This is a genomic window from Butyricicoccus porcorum (genome assembly GCF_051246315.1).
In the GTDB taxonomy this organism is placed as follows: domain Bacteria; phylum Bacillota; class Clostridia; order Oscillospirales; family Butyricicoccaceae; genus Butyricicoccus_A; species Butyricicoccus_A porcorum.
Genome location: NZ_CP178353.1, coordinates 1,392,365 through 1,413,344, shown reverse-complemented (window position 1 = coordinate 1,413,344; position 20,980 = coordinate 1,392,365). Strand labels below are relative to the sequence as shown.

The 20,980-nt window shown below is 50.8% G+C and carries 14 protein-coding genes, 1 CRISPR repeat array and 1 riboswitch; of the genes, 4 read left to right on the top strand and 10 right to left on the bottom strand.

Annotated features, from left to right (window positions below):
• Window positions 1–10 precede the first annotated feature (10 nt).
• From ACLM7Z_RS06830 to ACLM7Z_RS06820, 3 genes are all read right to left on the bottom strand, one after another.
• A complete protein-coding gene (locus ACLM7Z_RS06830; RefSeq protein ID WP_273350311.1) occupies window positions 11–733 on the bottom strand; it encodes an energy-coupling factor ABC transporter permease in 723 nt (240 codons plus the stop codon).
• Between the two features lie 122 nt (window positions 734–855).
• A riboswitch (cobalamin riboswitch) is annotated at window positions 856–1,041 on the bottom strand.
• A 3-nt stretch (window positions 1,042–1,044) separates the two neighbouring features.
• Window positions 1,045–1,911: a 16S rRNA (adenine(1518)-N(6)/adenine(1519)-N(6))-dimethyltransferase RsmA gene (rsmA, locus tag ACLM7Z_RS06825; protein ID WP_435645735.1), complete on the bottom strand. Its 867-nt coding sequence runs from the start codon at window positions 1,909–1,911 to the stop codon at window positions 1,045–1,047.
• A gap of 213 nt (window positions 1,912–2,124) precedes the next feature.
• Window positions 2,125–3,144, bottom strand: a complete 1,020-nt coding sequence (locus ACLM7Z_RS06820) for a 3D domain-containing protein (protein WP_273350307.1) — start codon at window positions 3,142–3,144, stop codon at window positions 2,125–2,127.
• 434 nt (window positions 3,145–3,578) lie between these two features.
• On the opposite strand from ACLM7Z_RS06820, the gene ACLM7Z_RS06815 reads away from it, so the two are divergent.
• On the top strand, window positions 3,579–4,547 hold the full coding sequence (locus tag ACLM7Z_RS06815) for a DUF2971 domain-containing protein (RefSeq protein WP_087020850.1): 969 nt from the start codon (window positions 3,579–3,581) through the stop codon (window positions 4,545–4,547).
• Window positions 4,548–4,855: 308 nt separating this feature from the next.
• Window positions 4,856–10,491: a CRISPR direct-repeat array (repeat unit 33 nt; unit sequence ATTTCAATCCACGCACCCCGTGCGGGGTGCGAC).
• A gap of 170 nt (window positions 10,492–10,661) precedes the next feature.
• On the opposite strand, the gene cas2 is transcribed toward ACLM7Z_RS06815, so the two are convergent.
• The 7 genes from cas2 to cas5c all read right to left on the bottom strand — a co-directional run bounded on the left by cas2 (window position 10,662) and on the right by cas5c (window position 18,215).
• Complete coding sequence (gene cas2 / locus ACLM7Z_RS06810) at window positions 10,662–10,952, bottom strand: CRISPR-associated endonuclease Cas2 (RefSeq protein ID WP_087020852.1); 291 nt, start codon at window positions 10,950–10,952, stop codon at window positions 10,662–10,664.
• An 8-nt stretch (window positions 10,953–10,960) separates the two neighbouring features.
• Window positions 10,961–11,992, bottom strand: coding sequence for a type I-C CRISPR-associated endonuclease Cas1c (cas1c, locus tag ACLM7Z_RS06805; RefSeq protein ID WP_087020855.1), 1,032 nt, complete (start codon window positions 11,990–11,992; stop codon window positions 10,961–10,963).
• On the bottom strand, window positions 11,989–12,654 hold the full coding sequence (gene cas4 / locus ACLM7Z_RS06800; protein ID WP_087020858.1) for a CRISPR-associated protein Cas4: 666 nt from the start codon (window positions 12,652–12,654) through the stop codon (window positions 11,989–11,991). Before cas4 ends, cas1c begins: the two co-directional genes overlap by 4 nt.
• An 18-nt stretch (window positions 12,655–12,672) precedes the next feature.
• A complete protein-coding gene (locus ACLM7Z_RS06795; RefSeq protein WP_087020861.1) occupies window positions 12,673–14,847 on the bottom strand; it encodes a CRISPR-associated helicase/endonuclease Cas3 in 2,175 nt (724 codons plus the stop codon).
• Between the two features lie 65 nt (window positions 14,848–14,912).
• Window positions 14,913–15,797, bottom strand: a complete 885-nt coding sequence (cas7c, locus tag ACLM7Z_RS06790; RefSeq protein WP_273349820.1) for a type I-C CRISPR-associated protein Cas7/Csd2 — start codon at window positions 15,795–15,797, stop codon at window positions 14,913–14,915.
• Between the two features lies 1 nt (window position 15,798).
• A complete protein-coding gene (cas8c, locus tag ACLM7Z_RS06785) occupies window positions 15,799–17,556 on the bottom strand; it encodes a type I-C CRISPR-associated protein Cas8c/Csd1 (protein ID WP_087020869.1) in 1,758 nt (585 codons plus the stop codon).
• Window positions 17,553–18,215 (bottom strand): type I-C CRISPR-associated protein Cas5c, encoded by a 663-nt coding sequence (gene cas5c, locus ACLM7Z_RS06780; protein WP_087020871.1) that lies wholly within the window; start codon window positions 18,213–18,215, stop codon window positions 17,553–17,555. Before cas5c ends, cas8c begins: the two co-directional genes overlap by 4 nt.
• Window positions 18,216–18,590: 375 nt before the next feature.
• Between cas5c and ACLM7Z_RS06775 the strand changes: the two genes are divergently transcribed.
• From ACLM7Z_RS06775 to ACLM7Z_RS06765, 3 genes are all read left to right on the top strand, one after another.
• Complete coding sequence (locus ACLM7Z_RS06775) at window positions 18,591–19,682, top strand: IS1182 family transposase (RefSeq protein ID WP_435645734.1); 1,092 nt, start codon at window positions 18,591–18,593, stop codon at window positions 19,680–19,682.
• Window positions 19,683–19,752: 70 nt separating this feature from the next.
• Window positions 19,753–20,100 carry a transposase gene (locus ACLM7Z_RS06770; protein WP_435645733.1) on the top strand — a complete coding sequence of 116 codons (348 nt, stop codon included), beginning with the start codon at window positions 19,753–19,755 and terminating at the stop codon, window positions 20,098–20,100.
• The gene (locus ACLM7Z_RS06765) at window positions 20,051–20,908 is read left to right on the top strand and encodes an IS3 family transposase (RefSeq protein WP_435645260.1); all 858 of its coding nucleotides are present in this window, start codon (window positions 20,051–20,053) and stop codon (window positions 20,906–20,908) included. The genes ACLM7Z_RS06770 and ACLM7Z_RS06765 overlap by 50 nt, the downstream gene beginning before the upstream one ends.
• The last annotated feature ends 72 nt before the right edge of the window (window positions 20,909–20,980 follow it).

Here is a 20,980-nt window from a genome sequence, read left to right as displayed (position 1 = left end):
GTTGTCCTCCTCACAGCACACCGAGATCGGTCAGCTCGCGGCTGCTGTATTTTTCCAGCACGTTGAACACGACCACTGTCAACAGGCCCTCTGCAACCGCAAGCGGAAGCTGTGTGACGGCAAAGATACCCATAAACTTGAGCACTGCGCCCGCAAGGGACGCGCCCGGATATGCCAGTCCCAGCTCAACCGATGTTGTGACATAGGTCAGCAGGTCGCCCGCGAAAGCCGCACAGAAAATCGCAGCTGCTTTTGGGCATCCGGTCTTTTTCAGTCCACGGTAAATCGCCCACGAGCAGATCGGGCCGACAATTGCCATGGAAAATACATTCGCGCCCAATGTTGTCAGACCGCCGTGCGCCAGCAGCAGCGCCTGAAAGAGCAACACAATCAGACCCAAAACCGTTGTGGTCGTGGGCCCAAACAGGATGGCACCGAGGCCGACACCTGTCGGGTGCGAACAGGATCCGGTCACGGATGGAATTTTCAGCGCAGACAGGACAAATGCAAACGCACCGCACAGCGCGAGCAATGTCAGATTTTTTGGATTTTCCTGCACATACTTCGAGATGCGGCGAAAGCCAATCCCGACAAACGGCAGGCATACAACAATCCAGAAGGCTGCCCAGCCCTTCGGCAAATAGCCTTCCATGATGTGCATAGCAGAAGCGCTCACACTGAGCAGTCCGACCGCCATGCAGGTCAGGGTAAAAATCTTTTCACTTCGTTTCATGTCATTTCCTCATTTCTGTTAACTGATTCTATCCTGCATGCAGGTGTCAGGAATCCTTCCAGAGATGAGACCATTGGCGATGACGCATCGATATACCTCCTCTATACTCCGTAGAGAGTCGTATGATACTTACAAAACAGGCAGGTCTTCCGGCTCAGGGTCATCAGATACCGATGTCTTCCCAAAGGATCACATCCTCCAGTGACGTCATATCGGCATCCTCACGCAATACGGCAGCGGGACTGTGCGGGATTCTCACCCGGCTTCTCTCTTAGCGCAATGCTGCGGCCTGTGTTGCATCAAAATATAAATTATTTGTTCAGGCGCTCATGTGCCAATTCCGTCAGTGTAGCATAATCCGCAAGGCTGAGCTTTTCGCCGCGCACGCGTGCGTCAAAGCCGCAGTCGGTAATGAGCTGCACAATCCCTTCCTTACCCAGCGAGCCGCCGAGTACGGAGGAAAGCGCATTGGCAAGCGTCTTGCGTCGCTGTCCGAACGCCGCCTTGACCAGCGAGAAAAACAGCTTTTCATCGCACACCGGTACAGGCGGTGTACTGCGCGGTGTCAGGCGTACAACAGCGGAATCGACCTTCGGCTGCGGCACAAAGCAGTTGCGCGGAACATCAAACAGGATTTCCGCGTCGGCATAGTAATCAATATAAATGGAAAAGGCACTGTAGGCAGCGGTGCCTGCCGGAGCACAGATGCGCTCTGCAACCTCCTTCTGCACCATAACAGTGATCGCCTCGAACGACTTCGATGCCAGCAGCGCAGAAATAGCTGGAGTGGTGATATAATACGGCAGGTTGGCGCAGGCATATACCGGCGCATCACCGAACTTTTCGCGACAGATTGCTGCAAGATCACACTTCAGCACATCGCCCTGTACGATTTCAATGTTATCGCAGTGCGCAAGTGTTTCCTCAAGCACCGGAAACAATGCGCGATCCAGCTCAATGGCGCAGACTTTACCTGCGCGCTGTGACAGCTGTTCGGTCAGGCAGCCCATACCCGGGCCGATCTCCAACGCACAGCCGGTTTGATCTACGCCACAGCTGTCCGCAATGCGTGCAGGAACCCACGCCGCCGTCAGGAAGTTCTGACCCAGCGACTTGGAAAAGCGGAATCCGTGCCTGCCGAGTACCGCGCGGATATCATCTATATTACAAAGATCCATTCAGATTCTCCATTAAATTTCATATCATTGGTTCTATTTGTTTTCCCTTTCAGGAAAGTCTGTGATCGCTTAGCATTATACACTGTTTTTCTGTTCTTCGCAATCACCTTCGGAATGCTCACAGCAGGACAGCAAGATTTCAAAACAAGTTCATAAGAAATCAAAAATCCGGCAGCGCTGTACGCTGCCGGATCAGGAAATGTCTCACATGATTCAGTTCAGAATATAAACCTTTGCCGTCTGGCGGCCAAAGCTGTTGCACTGCGACTCCGAATTGAAGTAGAGGTCAATGCGGTTGCCCTTGATGGCACCTCCGGTGTCCTCCGCAACGGCATAGCCGTAAACCCAGGACTTGCCATCCGCCGAAGTGATATACAGCTTCGATCCCAGCGGGATGACGCGCGGGTCAACTGCGATGGCACCGACACGTGCGCGGGTACCGCTGGCGGTCACACCACCGCCGCTGTATGCCGTTGCTTCCACAGTCAGGACACGGGAATAGGCAACCGTGCCGCCTGTAGTGGCTACCGCCGGCTGTTTGGTGCCGTTTTCAACAATCTTGGTGACCGGCTCAGTGACAACCTTCTCACCGACCTGTGCACAGGAAACCTGTACGCCGTCATGGTAGGTGTACTCCAACGTGATTTCCTTCACGCCGTTGACGCCCTGCTGTGCCACACGGCTCTCGCCGGTATACAGCTCGCTGGTCGAACGAGTCTCCGTGGTAAACGGAACTGCCTGTGTTTCTGTCTTCTGTTTCTTGGTGACACGGGTCACAGTAATCTGCGTCGGCTCGGTGATCTTCGTATCGAGCGACGGGCTGACCAGATCGTTCTCACCCAGTTCAATGCCTGCCTGACGCAGCACAGCAGAGACCTGTGCGTCGCCCGTGTGGCAGGAAACCGTCTTTCCGTCCGCCACAACTGTGACGTCGTATTTTTCCTTAACCGTTACGCTAAATACATCATCGCCATTGTCATAGACCGAGACAATCGCATAGTCTCCGTCGCCGAACGACGAATGTGCCAGTGCACTCTCTGCATCCTCCTGATACAGGCTGACACGTTCTGTAGTCGTGCCGTCGGTGATTTCATAAATATCAACGCCTGCCGCCAGAACCGGAACGGTCATACTTGTCGTCAGAACGAGCGCTGCCAGCGGGACAGCACGGCGCTTCAGATGTACTTTTGCAAACTCATGATGAAAGACCTTCATCGATGTGAACAGGTTCATAAAACTCCTTTCGCCAGATCCGCACACGAAAACCTGCGCGTATGCGGTGCCGCCGTCCCGGAACATCACCGTTGAACAGCGGTCAAAGATTACAGTTAAAATGCAAACAGATTACAAATCGGTAACACGCTTTAATTTATGTGAATTGTAGCGCATAAAATGCATAAAGTCAAGGAAATCGCGAACTTTTTCGCCACTGTTTACAATTCATTCACATTTTGCCGTGATAGTTCACAATTTTTTGTTACTATTTTCCACATTCTCTATTACAGTTGCAAAAGGCCTTTTTTTTGAAAATTTCATCACATTTTTAACTTTTTTATATTCATGATAAAATTCTCCCTATTTTCTTCCTGTTATCCCTTTGGATTTTTCTCTGTTCGGTGTACAATAGAATTGACCTGATTTTCGTCATGTGAAAGGAGCCCCGCGCTATGAAAACCATCCTGCGGCACACCAAACTGCCCAATGTTGTTTATCACTATTGTACGGTCGAAACCTTTTTTCATATTATATCCAATCACACACTTCGCCTGTCCGACATCGAGAAGAGCAACGACTTCATGGAGAAAAAATGGGCCATTCGCCAGTGCCTTCAGCACATCGAAAATAACCTCAGCAATCCAGCGTATCCCTGTGCCGAGCAGCCCGAGCTTGCCTCTGCCCTGCTGGCGGAAATGAAGCGCCAGTTCCACGATTACAACACAATGATTCTCGCTGCCTGCTTTTCCTCTCGACGTGACCTGCTCAGCCAATGGCGCGGCTATGGTGACAACGGTTATGGTGTGTGTATCGGTGTTGCGTCCGGTACGGAATTCCGTGAAGCGTTCCGCCGTGCGGAACGCTACCTTATATTAAAGGGAAGCTGTTCCCTTCCTTCCGGTCTGCTGTTCCACAGCATCAAATATTCAACCAAAGAGATTGAAGCGACCTGTATGCGGCTGTTCTGCATCTATATGCGCTGGCTGCCGCTGCGCACCTCTGTGGAAGCAGCAGCTGCCGAGCTGGTTCGCATGATGTATCCCGCCCTGCCGTTTTTCAAGTCAAGCGCTTTTTCCGAAGAAGCAGAATGGCGTTGTGTATATTATCCCGAACTGCCCGCACCGCCGTATGAAACCGAAACCTTTGATGAAGCGCGTTTCCAGCAGCTGCTGTCCGCCCAGATGGTCGAGCAGGAATTGGACAATTTCCGCATGCAGCCACTTGGCTATCGCCTGCGGCAAAATAATCTGGTTCCATACCGTGATGTTCTGTTCGATCCGCCCTGCGGTCCGTTTATCCAGAGCATCACCATCGGTCCCAAATGTCCACTCGACCGCGAAACGGTCAAGCTGTTCCTCGAACGCAGCGGCATTCCAATTGATATGGCAAATATTTACCTGTCAGATGTATCCTATCGATAACAGGTGTAAAAAAGACCTTCTGCCCGCAGGCCGAAGGTCTTTTGCTGTTTTTATCAGAACAAAGGCGCATCTGAAAAGTCGAAAATCCACCTTCATCTTTGTGCATGATTTGTCATTTTCTCTGTTTCCAGATAATATCTAAATCATATTGTATTTTTTATTGACACGTTGAATCACAACAGGTAAGTTGTGATTAATACATGCGTGCCGCACAATGATACAGAACAAGATCATATTCTCTGTTCTGTCCCTACTGCGCTTCAACAGCCCCAGCTCATCCCCTAAAATATTCATAGTTTGTAGAAATTTTCTGAATCCACGCACCCCGTGCGGGGTGCGACATGTGATGATTAACAAAGGCGCAGGACGATACGATTTCAATCCACGCACCCCGTGCGGGGTGCGACTTCGTCTGTTCGCATGTCGATTCATGGAAGCTCTATTTCAATCCACGCACCCCGTGCGGGGTGCGACTGTTCCTCCAGCTGTTGGATACGGTCTTCCATTTATTTCAATCCACGCACCCCGTGCGGGGTGCGACCAGTGCGTCGATAATGACTATGACTGCCAGAATATTTCAATCCACGCACCCCGTGCGGGGTGCGACCCGATTCGGTCGCCTGCTTCTGTATTGCCACGAATATTTCAATCCACGCACCCCGTGCGGGGTGCGACCAAAGGACAGGTGTATTTCATCAATTTGCTGTTATTTCAATCCACGCACCCCGTGCGGGGTGCGACGTTCCTGTCACCGGGCGGCGGCTTGTTTATCAAAATTTCAATCCACGCACCCCGTGCGGGGTGCGACGACAATATCTCAAACTGTCCGGGGCGACATTGGTTAAAATTTCAATCCACGCACCCCGTGCGGGGTGCGACTTCCGTAAATCATTCCGTCATACCCCCATCTGTCTATTTCAATCCACGCACCCCGTGCGGGGTGCGACTGTTGTACTCAGACATGAGATTTATGTTCACTTGTCATTTCAATCCACGCACCCCGTGCGGGGTGCGACTGCACGCCCTGCAAATAACGCCCCTTGTTGTTCTTATTTCAATCCACGCACCCCGTGCGGGGTGCGACGCAGGACACAATATGCGCTGCCGTTCTTATTATAATTTCAATCCACGCACCCCGTGCGGGGTGCGACGTAATGTGTTGCATTGTGATATTGGCGATTTGATTATTTCAATCCACGCACCCCGTGCGGGGTGCGACTCGCTGTTTGATTTGTTGTATTTAGTATAGCACCAATTTCAATCCACGCACCCCGTGCGGGGTGCGACATGTCTCATTTTCATATGCGGATTTGCTCTCTTATTTCAATCCACGCACCCCGTGCGGGGTGCGACAAAAATTATTGATCACCAAACCTTGCGCGGGGTATTTCAATCCACGCACCCCGTGCGGGGTGCGACGTGGGGCGTGCGAGGACATACCAGAATTTTCAAATATTTCAATCCACGCACCCCGTGCGGGGTGCGACCGTAACTACGGATTATATTTTAGGGCTTGAAAAGATTTCAATCCACGCACCCCGTGCGGGGTGCGACAGGTTGAGCGCGGCGGCGGTATCTCGCAGTAGTATTTCAATCCACGCACCCCGTGCGGGGTGCGACGCTATGCAGCATCTATGTACGACGCTGCTGCACTATTTCAATCCACGCACCCCGTGCGGGGTGCGACGACCAACAGCGCGCGCACGCCGGATCGGTTCAAGACATTTCAATCCACGCACCCCGTGCGGGGTGCGACATTATGACTGCGGAGGATGTCGGATTGATGAGGATTTCAATCCACGCACCCCGTGCGGGGTGCGACGAAGCGCATCGTTATTCCTGCCGCAGCCGTTACGATTTCAATCCACGCACCCCGTGCGGGGTGCGACCCGCGTTGTAGCTGCATGTCATTGCAAAAATTGTGATTTCAATCCACGCACCCCGTGCGGGGTGCGACGTTCCTGTCACCGGGCGGCGGCTTGTTTATCAAAATTTCAATCCACGCACCCCGTGCGGGGTGCGACGACAATATCTCAAACTGTCCGGGGCGACATTGGTTAAAATTTCAATCCACGCACCCCGTGCGGGGTGCGACTTCCGTAAATCATTCCGTCATACCCCCATCTGTCTATTTCAATCCACGCACCCCGTGCGGGGTGCGACTGTTGTACTCAGACATGAGATTTATGTTCACTTGTCATTTCAATCCACGCACCCCGTGCGGGGTGCGACATGTGCAAAAAACAAAAATGGAGGAAAAGCAATATTTCAATCCACGCACCCCGTGCGGGGTGCGACCGGCACTTTGGAAACTGGCATCACAATCAAGGTATTTCAATCCACGCACCCCGTGCGGGGTGCGACATTTTCTACTTATCAAAATATTACATGATAAATTATTTCAATCCACGCACCCCGTGCGGGGTGCGACTCCTTGCGGATTGAGTACCCTAATTTGTAATATTCTATTTCAATCCACGCACCCCGTGCGGGGTGCGACTGTAACCACCAAGGCATGCCCAGAGCCGATGTGTGATTTCAATCCACGCACCCCGTGCGGGGTGCGACCTTAGCAACGTACTCGACCTACTCAAAATCTACATTTCAATCCACGCACCCCGTGCGGGGTGCGACGATAAACGCCGCATCGCTCTGCCGTTCCAGTGCGATTTCAATCCACGCACCCCGTGCGGGGTGCGACGCCTGGTGGAATATTGGATGTGTTGCAAGTGCTTAATTTCAATCCACGCACCCCGTGCGGGGTGCGACGGCAGGTTCTGCCGTTCCTTGATTCGTGCCAGACCCCATTTCAATCCACGCACCCCGTGCGGGGTGCGACCGTCCCTTGTCATCCCGAACACTTTCGTTCGGGATATTTCAATCCACGCACCCCGTGCGGGGTGCGACGGCCCTGACGATTCTGGATAATGCAGGCCTGCTGATTTCAATCCACGCACCCCGTGCGGGGTGCGACCCCGTAGCGAGCTTTTGTCTTAGATTTTTTGTGAATTTCAATCCACGCACCCCGTGCGGGGTGCGACATAGTTGCAGTAAAGTCGATTTCTGTTTATTCTATGGATTTCAATCCACGCACCCCGTGCGGGGTGCGACCAAATGCACCCGTTGTCAGTGCAACCTCCGTTAATTTCAATCCACGCACCCCGTGCGGGGTGCGACGCGTGATGCCGTGGTTATTGCTTACATTGTAAACATTTCAATCCACGCACCCCGTGCGGGGTGCGACTTTATTCTCCCGGTTTTGACCAGGTCAGAGTTCCGATTTCAATCCACGCACCCCGTGCGGGGTGCGACATTCTCCGGTATGCTCCAGCAACATCTGATTGATATTTCAATCCACGCACCCCGTGCGGGGTGCGACGAAATCTCAAATTCCAGAAAGGAGGCATTTATATGATTTCAATCCACGCACCCCGTGCGGGGTGCGACCTTGTATTGCTTGGGAACTATCAGCATATCTCCCGATTTCAATCCACGCACCCCGTGCGGGGTGCGACGACACCACAAGCGACTGGCTGTGCAGTTCGACCGACTATTTCAATCCACGCACCCCGTGCGGGGTGCGACGACACGCATTGCGACGCGGCGGGTAAGCCTGCTGTATTTCAATCCACGCACCCCGTGCGGGGTGCGACCCGCGCAGAACTTATCGCTATTCTTGCAGAGCTTATTTCAATCCACGCACCCCGTGCGGGGTGCGACACATCAGCGGCAGATAGCATGATGATCCGGCAGGATTTCAATCCACGCACCCCGTGCGGGGTGCGACTGGTTGCCCGATGGCTGGACGTCATAGCAGGGAATTTCAATCCACGCACCCCGTGCGGGGTGCGACCAGAGTTCTTCATAATCACAGCACTGACTACAGCGATTTCAATCCACGCACCCCGTGCGGGGTGCGACGACAGAGGTTATAAGCGAGAAGTCAGACCTGTTCCAATTTCAATCCACGCACCCCGTGCGGGGTGCGACCTGCGCAGCCCTGTTGCGTTCAACAGCAACAGTATTTCAATCCACGCACCCCGTGCGGGGTGCGACGTTTTCTGGCTCCGGCTCGCCAGAGGTCGGAGCAATTTCAATCCACGCACCCCGTGCGGGGTGCGACTTCTCTGCGCTTCTGATGGCAGCATCTACTGTATTATTTCAATCCACGCACCCCGTGCGGGGTGCGACATTCTGCAAAAAAATTCGGAAACTACCTGGTGTATTTCAATCCACGCACCCCGTGCGGGGTGCGACTTCGATACCAATCTGCGATTTTATATTGTCACTGAATTTCAATCCACGCACCCCGTGCGGGGTGCGACGTTCTGGCTGCCTTGTTCCTGAGCAGTCTTTGGAATTTCAATCCACGCACCCCGTGCGGGGTGCGACATCTGATTTCAGTACGCTTGTATATGTAATCGTGATTTCAATCCACGCACCCCGTGCGGGGTGCGACAATGGGGCAGCTACCGCACGTTGCCGTTATCAGATATTTCAATCCACGCACCCCGTGCGGGGTGCGACCGGTCAAGGTTTCGGTCTCGTGGGCAACAGTCTATTTCAATCCACGCACCCCGTGCGGGGTGCGACGTTGGGGCTGTCGGCATAGCTTCAACCCATACATCATTTCAATCCACGCACCCCGTGCGGGGTGCGACTGCAGTTGCCATCGCCCTGATTGCGGCATCTGAATTTCAATCCACGCACCCCGTGCGGGGTGCGACCGCAGCGCAACCATGTCCTGCTGTGCAAGATTGTACTATTTCAATCCACGCACCCCGTGCGGGGTGCGACGGCGCTTTTGTTGAATATACCGACGGAGACGAAACATTTCAATCCACGCACCCCGTGCGGGGTGCGACTTCGCGTTTTCTGGCAACGCCGCAACATCAATGGTATTTCAATCCACGCACCCCGTGCGGGGTGCGACCCGCGTGTTGATTTCCTGCTTGTGCTTCTGGATATTTCAATCCACGCACCCCGTGCGGGGTGCGACCGCAGAATCGCGGTGACTTGTCAAAAATGATGCTTATTTCAATCCACGCACCCCGTGCGGGGTGCGACCTGAACGCCTGCGCCATATCGGAAGAAGTGACCGATTTCAATCCACGCACCCCGTGCGGGGTGCGACCAGGGCATCGCGGACAGCCTTCCAATCCTGATTATTTCAATCCACGCACCCCGTGCGGGGTGCGACCCAAAAGGCGGTTTCCGCGTCCTCCATGCGCGCCTTATTTCAATCCACGCACCCCGTGCGGGGTGCGACCCCCGGAGGTTACGAGGGCAGAAAGGATCAACGATATTTCAATCCACGCACCCCGTGCGGGGTGCGACCCCACGCAGGGATAACATCAGGATCAGGAATCAATTTCAATCCACGCACCCCGTGCGGGGTGCGACCTTTCCTTCGCTGTCATACCCATTTACGATTACTTATTTCAATCCACGCACCCCGTGCGGGGTGCGACGCGCGTATATTCATAATCTTCTGCAAGCTGCCCGGAATTTCAATCCACGCACCCCGTGCGGGGTGCGACCTGATGTGGGGCGACTACGACACGCAAAAACGCATTTCAATCCACGCACCCCGTGCGGGGTGCGACAAATCCTGGTATATCCTCGCACGCCCCACACAAACATTTCAATCCACGCACCCCGTGCGGGGTGCGACATTGGACGGCATCCGTATAACCGGTACACTGCTATTTCAATCCACGCACCCCGTGCGGGGTGCGACCTTCGGCAAGGAAGACAACTTCTGGGAGCATGGCTATTTCAATCCACGCACCCCGTGCGGGGTGCGACGGCGCGCCGGATATCAAGTCAACAAAACTCGTTAATTTCAATCCACGCACCCCGTGCGGGGTGCGACGGATGCCGTTGCGGTCATTTCGCCGACAAATGTACAATTTCAATCCACGCACCCCGTGCGGGGTGCGACAGCAAAAGAAAACAAATATCACGTATGATTTTTCTTCTCTTTCGTAACAATAATAGTATATCCTTTTGAAGCCGACATATCAACCCACAAAATAACCATCCAATCTGTCATTTTATGAGCTCAAATCTGTGCGAACATATTCCTATTTTTATGTCCACTTATGGTTCGCATTAAATCATGAGCAATCCCTCTGAATCATATCCTGGTTTCACACCAAAATGTTCTATCCTCGATTGATATTTGTTGCCCAGATTGTAAAAACGAAGGCTATCCCTTTCAGGATCCATAATTGCGCAAAGCCTTGCCTGAAGCATACGATACTGTGCGGCATCTATATTACATTCAAATACGGAATTCTGTACCCTTTGCCCATAATTTACACACTGCTTTGCAATCTGACGCAAACGTTTTCTTCCGGCTGCATCTTCTGTATTGACATCATATGTAATTAAAACAAGCATCGCACGCCTCACTTCCACAAAAATGGCGGATATCCATCCAAATCATCTCGCAAATATCGTGCCAACAACAAAGCCTGCGCATATGGCACAAGCCCCCATTCCATCTTTTCTTTCAGGAACGGATGTGTAATCTTTCCTTTTTTCTTCTCCTGCCACTCTGCGAGAACTTTTTTCCTACCTTCTGTCTTTAACAGCACTGCACCGTTCTCCTGTAATTCAAAATCCTTGGGAGAGACAATGCGATCATTGATCAGAGTCAAAACAAATCGATCTGCCATACATGGCCTCAATTCCTCCAGAAGATCCTGTGCCAGTGAAGTTCTTCCTGGGCGGTCACGGTGCAAAAATCCGACATATGGATCCAGTCCTACAGATTCCAGCGCAGACGTACAATCATTTCCAAGCAGTGTATAAACAAAAGAAAGCAGCGCATTAACGCGATCCAACGGCGGCCTGCGGTTGCGGCCATGAAAATAAAAGGTCTCCTTATTTCTCAATATCATATCATCAAACAAACCAAAATAAATGGTCGCCGCAGCACCTTCCATCCCTCGCAACGCATCCAGCGAGGTCTCTTGCATCACCTGCTCCATTCGTCCGCGCAGCTGATCCATTGCTAATTGGAACTTTTTCTCGTCAATGCGAATGGCATGATCCCGGCGAGTGCGGTCAAGCACCCGTCTCGCATTTGCAAGTTTGCCAAAAATAAAACACCGGGCGATGCGTGCACTCTGCAGAGGTTCATCCGCCAGCCGATACTGCATTCTGCGCAGTAACACATTGCCTCGTATTTCCGCACACGTTCTCGCCAGAAATCTTCCTCTCGGTGTACAGAATACAAGATCAATTCCTTCTCTCGCACATTTCCCCATCAGGGCAGGCGAAGCTCCCACATAAGAAAACAGAATAATTCCTTCCAGCTGATGAAGCGGAATGCGGCCCAATTCGGTTTCCTTTGCCCGAATGACAACATTTTCACCGTCCAACGCCGCATATGCTTCTTCATTCATGACATATAACGTGTTCAGCAGCTTTCTCATTGTCTGGCCTCCTCTATCTCTTCCTCAAGATATGCTGAAACCGATGTTTTGCGCAGCAATCTGGGTACACACAACTCTTTGAGTGAACACGCATTACAGAATTTCGATGGTTTTACGCGCGGCGTATGCCCTTTCCGGTACATCTGATGCATTTCTTCCGCTGTGGCAGCTGTCAGCTCCCGCAGCTGCGGTGTAAAAGAAACGATCTGTCTGCGGCGCAGCTGACCATAATACAGGGCTCCTTCTGAAATACTGCAACACAGCATTTCCTCCAAACACATTGCCTGCGCACACAGCTGTGCTTCATCTGCCTGATTCGATTTGCTTTCTCCTCGTTTATATTCAACCGGATACGGCTGCCAAAGGCCCTCTGTCCGCGCGAGACGGATGCCGTCTGAATTCAAATGGAATTCTACTACATCACATTCACCGGATAATCCGAGTTTTTGTGAATGAATTTTGAGTCCCCGTATCGTCAGGATATCTCCTCTTCGTGTGCGCATGCGAGAATCATGTGTATGTTCATGCATCAGATTTCCATCAACAGTACGGTAATTTTCGGCCCATTGCTGTTCCAGATGAATCAATGCCCACTGCCGCCTGCAAAAAATAAAATGCTGTATGCCCGAGAGCATGAGATATTCCTCTTCCCGATATCCCATCACGCCGCTTCCTTTCTTTCACAAGAAAATTGCACGCCCGGATTCTGCCCGCATGGACAGTCCGGTTTCCTCAGAATATGCGTCCGGATTGGTCAGCATATACGTATCCTTCAGCTGTTCCACCGGTTCGATATCCCCGGCGTCATACAATGCTTGTGCATGATTCTGATACACTGACACACTGTATTGTCCCAATTCCCGGAACAGGTTGGCTGACCATTCACCACTTTTCAGCTGTTCTGTTAGCTCCCGTCCTTTTCCCCGCGGGATATAGATGGTACACGTATCGGTTTCGATCAAATGAAACCGCTCTGCTATTGTCTGAAATGGAAAGGCTCCGGTATCCAGAAGTGTAAGGATTTCCTTTTTATCCTGTTCTTTCTCCCCCTTCAAATCGCGCCATTCACGGAAATATTGCGCAATTGCCGCTTTTCCTGCAATGTCCTCGTTTTCCTCCATTGCAATCTCTCCTGCTGCCACGGATGCGGCAAACAATACCGGCGGAACTGTTTCCGGACGAAAAATTGTGACAATACTCTCCTCTGCCGCCCGCCTGCCCTCGCGATTGCACCGTCCGGCAGCCTGCAAAACAGAATCCAAGCCAGCTGTTTCCCGATAGACAAACGGAAAATCCACATCCACGCCCGCTTCAATCAGCGATGTAGATACAACACGGCACACCTGTGGATGTTTCGGATCCAGCCGTCTGCGGATTTCCTTTAATACGGCCCTCCTGTGTGCGGGATACATCAGCGTTGACAGATGGAATGCTCCTTCTGGATCTATTTGCTCATATACGCGCTGCGCATTTTTTCGACTGTTGACAATGCAGAGCACCTGCCGGTGCTGTCCAAGCTGTTCCGCGAGTGCGTCCCATGTCAGCTGACCTACTGTTTCAAACGCAACACGACGAAAAACCGGATTTTCATACATGCCTGCCGGACACAGCTCCAGTGCCGGTCTGTCCGGCAAAAACCGTGCAAATAACGGCTCCAGTGCAGGCTGTGTAGCCGTACACAAGACAGCCGATACATGATACTGCGCCACAAGCTGTGAAATCGCAGACACACATGGCTGCAAATATGGAAGCGGAAGCATCTGTGCCTCGTCAAAAACAATCACACTCTGTGCCAGATTATGCAGCTTGCGGCAGCGGGATGGTTTACAAGCATATACCGACTCAAAAAACTGTACTGCTGTCGTGACAATGACCGGCATATCCCAGTTTTCTGATGCGTACATCAGCCGCACATTTTTTTCATTTGCTTCGTCATCCATATCAAACAGCACGCCGGAGTGATGTTCCAGAACATTTTCCTCTCCCAGAATTTTGCGGAATACATCCGCTGTCTGCTCAATAATCGACGTATAAGGAATGACATAAATCATGCGCCGCAATCCGTTTGCACGCGCATGACGCAGAGCAAACGCAAGCGAAGCTACCGTCTTGCCTCCACCTGTCGGGACAGTCAGCGTGAATAGTCCGGGCTTTTCTTCTGTACCCCTGCGTTCACACTGCCGCAAAATATCACATCGGCAGGTGTTCAGCTCCCCCTCCGGCGGGAACCAGCCGGAAGTATATGCATCCAGCCGCTGGTTCAGTTCGTCTATCGTGCTCCCGCCGCCGCGTGGCGGTTCCTGTCCCTGCATAAACTGCTCGGTGTCCAGATAATCAGCATCGACCAAACAGGAATACAGCATACGGATAAAAAATGCTGCCTTCTGCTTGTCACGGGCACAATAGGACGGCAACTCTGCCTTTGGCAATACGGCAATCTCGTCCCGCCATGCGCCATACAGCTCCAGCATTCCTTTCTTTGCCTTGTTCAGCCTGCCATGCAGCGTCGATTTATCTATATCTGCTCGTCCGCCGCCATCCGGCAGCCCACCGTGATGTCCAGATATGCAGAATGCCGCCGGAATATCGTTTGTTTTTGCTGCTTCAAATGCCCCCGCCGTTGCATGATCTACTATGGCGCCACCCTGCAGCCGTTTTTGAAAGGCATCTGTATATTTTCCAATATCATGCAGCATTCCTACCTTACGCCCTTCGTCCTCCGCATCAAATGCGGCGGCGAACGCCGCACAGCGCTCTGCTGTTCCGTTCAGATGCTCCAGCACCGTCTGTTCTCGCAGCACATTCCCCTTCTCATCCACAGCGAGATGTGCCAGCCATTTCGATTTTGTCTCCATCCCGATCATCCCTCCTGAAAAGAATGCGCCCTCCGGTCAAGAGGGCGCAATAATATCTGTTTGTCTCAGTCTCTGCATTCGCAGGTAACGCCTTCCGGCAGATCCGCAGTGTCTACCGTCACGGTATAGTCCTGATAGCAGCGTGGAATTTCTGTTCTCTTCTCTACCTGTACGCGGTCAAACAGCTTGTGAGCCGGTGCACGGCCGAACTCAGAATCATGCTTAAAGATAATCAGCTGCCGCACTGCCATCTTGCCGCGCGCAGCAGAATGGTCATTCTCAAACATATTTAAAATAGCATCCCACAGCAGGGAAAGATCCTCTTCAGAAAAACCTGTCGTCTTGCGCGCCAGATTCGCGGATACATAGCCTTCGCATTTATAAAGGCCATACGGGACAATATATTTGCGTCCCATCTCCGTTCCCTTTTTCTCGGCGTCCGCTTCCGTTGTAATTGCAACGCGCGTAATTGTGACTTCCTGCGGGACAATCGGGTCAATGCTGCGGGCAAAACCCAGCTGTACCGGTCCGCGCACCTGTCCGCAGTTGAGCGCCGCTTTGACAAATGTCGTCATAACTGCGCCGAACGTGCGAATATCAAAGAAATTGGCGCACATCCAGTCGCGGATTTTGCGATCCAGCTCCGGATCTTCCTTCTTTTTCGCCTTTACGGTTTTGTCTGTGACCTCCAGAGCGGCATATGCTTCCGCATCACTGCGGTTCAGCGGCACGCCGTCCTTGACATAAATGCGGTAGCCGGTACAATCCTCCTTTACTGCCTCCACATAATTGCGGATTTTGCGCTTCAGGCAGACATCCGTGACAATGCCAAGTCCGGTTTCCGGATCGACGCGCGGCATATTTCCCGCATCCGGGTCACCGTTTGGGTTTCCGTTTTCTACATCAAATAAAATCACAAATTCATAGCGGTTTTTAATTGGCTCGCTCATATCACATGTCCTCCTTGCTGTTTTTCTGATAGCGTTCCTGTGTCTGATGATAATAACCAAGCTGGAACGAGCCCTGCTGCGGCAGCGTCAACCGATTCGGATATTCCTCCCCGAGCTTGTCTGTAATCGAGCCCAGCTGTTTTCCATAATACACGCGCTGACCCTCATTCAGCTTTTTCAAATGCTTCTGCGCCAGATTGAGCAGAATCGGAAAGACATGCGCCGGCGTAGCCGAAGCCGCATTAAAATATCGGTCACGAATGGTTGCATTGATACCGGGATTTGCTTTAGACTGGATATCCTCCAGCACGGAAAACAATCTTCCGAGATTATAATACACATTGTTGCTGTCAGGATTGAGGGACACAGTTAAAACCTCCTTTGGGACATCAGGATTCGGATTTCTCTGATTCAGATAATATGCCTTGATGATAGCAGCTCGCCCGCGTGTGATTTCATGCTCTGCGCGGATACGCAACGTGACGCCGTTCAGCAGCGTTGCAGGATACGGTGTATTGGTCAGAATCGCACGCAGCAGTTCACCGGCCAGTACCGGAGACGCCGTTTTCTTTTGCGCATTCTGGTTGACAGTTTCATTCAGCACCCGCCACAAGGACAGCGTTTCGTTCTGATCATAACTCGGTCGGATGATTTCCAGCCGCTTCTGATGTGCCAGAATATTGCGGATCATATCCCCGAACGTACTGCGCAGAAAAAAACGTACCGACAGCCGCGCCGCATTTGGCGCAATGCCGAGCACATAAAATGGACGTTCCGGATCAATTCGGCTTTCATGAAAATCAAACGGCCTACCAGTTGCCAGATCGTGTGCCATCTGATGATAATCTTCTGCATGATACGCGTTGTTTTCGTCACCAAACAGAAAGCCGCCGAACACATCCTGATATTCCGGCTCACCGCCCTGTACCCAGCAGAGTACCGCAGTATCTCCAATATAATTGATATGTTCGCGGTCCGCAATCAGATGGCTGAGCGCTGTGCCATAGGCAAACGCGGCATATTGGCTGGTCGGCGCATTCATGCCCTGCTCCCGCCCATAGGAACAAAACGCAGGTGCATTGAACGATACCAGTGAAGCGCCACTGGACTGTGCGTCTTTGATTCCCTTAATGGCCGGATGCAGCTGTGCTGCCGGTGCAAACTGCCCTGTAACCAGGCAGATTCGCAGCTGTGCATCATCGTCCGCCGTCGAATACGCCTGCCATGCGCGCCGAATTTCTTCTATTTCATGTACATATTCCCCATCATACCGAAATACAAAATTGGCGTTTCCAAGAATATCATCCATTTCCTCCTGTACAGCCTGAAATGCCGGATGTGTTTGCAGCTGCTCCGGATCCCAGCTTCGGAAAAACGCCAGAACAGCCTGTGCCGCCGGATGTCCGACATCGGAAAGGATGTTTTCGTGCAGCTCGCGGCAGGCCTCCAGACATTCCCGCGCTCGTTTCGGTTTTCCCTTGCTGTCCACACCCAGAATATAACTGGAATTGTCGCACAGGAAATTGGCCAGCACACCACTGCTGCGCTTGACTGGCGCCGGGACAACCATTTCCTGTGGCGCCCAAATCATTTTCTTACCCCGCTGCTGTTCCGTTTTGACCGAGACAATACGGACGACCTCTCCCTGATCGTTTAAATACAGAGCATACGACACCTTTGCCAGGCCCCAACCCGGTTTTGCTACTTTTCCGCATGCCGCCAAGTCTTCGTAATGCTGAACCAGCGCCTGTAAGATCATCCCTTCACCTCCTCACTGTCACGAGAGGGAACATTCAGGATACCATTGCACAGCTTTGCACGGAAAAACAGCGGGCGAATATCCTGCGGATCGGAATAGTCCAGATCATATAACATATATCCAAGATCCCGTTCGCCCTTCAACTCCTCGGGGCAGCGCGGGATGTGGTCACATTCGCGGAACTGTGCAGCAAATTCACGACAGCCAAAATACGGCTGGCTGTAGCACTGTCCACGCCGGATGCGCCGCTTGATAATATCCTGAAATTTACCGGGATTATCTCCGGGAGCCGCGCGCTCTGTCATATCAAAATGCGCTTCGATTACATAACGCACATCGGTCAGAAGCATCGCTGCTCTCTGCTGAATGTCGTTCGATGTGGACAGATATAGCTCTCCTGTACCGCGTTCCATTACTGTGCGCGCAGATCGTGCGCTGATGACCGATTTTACTTCATTGCGCCGCAGATTCATAAAACGGATCGGTGCACAGACATGAATGCGATCAATGGACCAACGCATACCCGGATGCCAGTAAATACTTTCCAACACCCCTCTCGCCGCCGAAGGAGTTATGATGTCATAGGACACACGTTCCGTCTTCATCTCCGGCCGCGTAAACAGCGCATACTCCCCCCATACCTCCAATCGTATGGCCATATCATCTCTCCTCTCAAGACAGATGTTCAAATGATTCCATTTGCTTACAGCAGGCAGCGGTGCATCTCGCAGTTCATAATCAGCAGTCTCTCTTCTTATCAGAATACTGCCAGCGCCGAATGCATTTGGCCGAGATTCAGCTTTTTTTGATAAATTTCCGCTGTTATTCTCCCATCTGCCGTTATACTGATATGTTTTTCTGACAGTTCCTGCTGTTTATATCATATCACATTTTTTAGTCCAAAGCAAGAACAGGCTCTCAGCATTTTCAAATATCGTCTGATCGAACTTTATGAAAAGTTATCAGCCTGTCGAAAAAGTCGCCGAAAGGCGGCTTTTTCTGTTATAATAAAGATAAGAGAGACAGGTGATAAAATGATAGTAAAAGGGAAGGAAAACAGAGAGGCAGTAGAGATTGTAAGTCTGGATATGTTAGTGCCCGAGGATCATCTACTGAGGAAAATAGATGCAGCAGTAGATTTCAAACAAATTTATGAATTTGTAGATGATTTGTACTGCAAGGACAACGGCAGGCCAAGTATCGATCCGGTAGTATTGTTTAAGATTGTAATGATACAGCACATATATGGGATACCATCGCTCCGGCGGACGCTGGAAGAAGTGAATATGAATGTTGCATACAGGTGGTTTATCGGTTATCCATTGAATGAGCAGGTGCCGCATTTTTCAACAGTAAGCTATCATTTTAAGCATCGTTTTACAACAGCAACTGTAGAATATATATTTCGGTGGATATTGAACACAGCAGCAAAGGAAGGTTTTCTGGATACGAGTGCAATCTTTATCGATGGGACACATATCAAAGCAAGTGCAAACATGAAGAAAAAAGCACGAAAAGCTGTTCCAGTTGAAGCAAAACGATATGCAAAGGAGCTGCGGGAAGAAATTAACAGAGATCGCGAAGAACACGACAAAAAGCCATTCGATGATGATGACGATTCAACACCGCCAAAGGAGAAAGAAATAACAGTTTCGACAACGGATCCGGATGCCGGCGTATTCCATAAAGGTGAACACAAGAAGTGTTTTGCCTACGAAGCGCATACAGCCTGTGACAAGCATAATTTTATTCTCGACGTAGAAGTAACAGCAGGAAATGTACATGACAGTGTAGCATTTGACCCGTTATATGACCAGCTTTGCGAACATTACCCAGAACATAAAACGATAGTAGCAGACAGCGCCTACAAAACTCCTTCGATTTGCAAACGTATTTTTGAGAGTGGAAGAGTATTATCTACAGCATATAAACGTCCAATGACAAAGAAAGGCGGTCATGAATGGTGGAAATATGTTTATGATGAGTATTATGATTGTGTAATCTGTCCGGAGTATAAAACACTTCATTATGCAACAACGAACAAAGATGGATATCGTGAATATAAGAGCAGGTCATACGTCTGCGAACATTGTCCGACCAGAAAGTATAATGGTCTCATAAATTAAGACACTTTTTCGGACAGATTTTAATGAATCTGATATACTTAAACCAGTATGTAAGAAAGGAGCCATTATCATGTCCAGACAGAGAAGAAGTTTTAGTGCCAAATTCAAATCAAACCTTGTAATTGAGCTGCTTAAGGGTGAGAAAGATCTCAATACCCTGGCAGCTGAAAATAGCATCCAACCAAAACTGCTCCGTAACTGGAAAAAGGAGTTCCTGAACAATGCTTCGGTTGTGTTCGACGACAAGCGCGAGGAAAACCTCAAAGAAAAGCTTGCCGAAGAGCGAAAAGAGAAAGCGGAGTATGCCAAAAAGGTTGGTCAGTTAACCATGCAGGTTGACTGGCTCAAAAAAAAATCTGAAGAAATTTGTGGACCTGACTACGAGAGTAAGTTTAGTCCAAAACCTTTTGACGACTAAGGAAATTCCGGCTTCCGTTGGTGCCAGGTTGCTTGACATCAACCGTACAAGCATTTATTACAAGGGCGCCCCTATTTCAGATGAGGAACTGGCCTGCAAAGAGATCATTGATCATCTCCATACAGATAATCCCACTTGGGGCGCAAGACAAATGTCTGCACAGTTAAAAGCCCGTGGTTACCAGGTTGGGCGCCGCAAGGCAAGACGCTACATGAATGAGATGGATATTTACCCGATCTATCCAAAGATGAATCTTTCCAAGCGAATGCAGCAGGCGAAAGTATGTCCATATCTTCTTCGTAATGCGGTCATAGACAAGCCAAATCAAGCATGGTCTATTGATATTACATATATCCCGATCAAGCGCGGATTTCTGTATCTGACAGCCGTGATCGACTGGTATAGCCGTTGTATTGTCGGCTGGGAAGTGGATGACACACTTGATACCAGAATGGTTATCAGTGCCCTGAAAAAAGCTTTCAAAGTGGCAAAACCTCAAATCCTGAATTCAGATCAGGGTTGTCAGTTTACAAGTCAGCAATACATTGATTTTGTAAAGGAAAACGGCATCCGTCAGAGTATGGATGGAAAAAGTCGCTGGGCAGACAACATCATGATTGAACGCTGGTTCCGCAGCTTCAAGTATGAGGAAGCCTATCTGACACAGTACAACAACATCAGGGAAGCAAGAGCTGCTATCGGACAGTATATCCACATCTACAACTTTGAGCGGCGCCATTCTGCACTTGATTACCAAACACCGGCTGAATGCTACTATCCGGCAATGTTGATGCCATATGTAGCTTAGCATATATTGAATCTGGGGAGTGCTCCACTGTTCTCCACATGTTCCTTGTAACTTGTCCACTATATCAGTTCA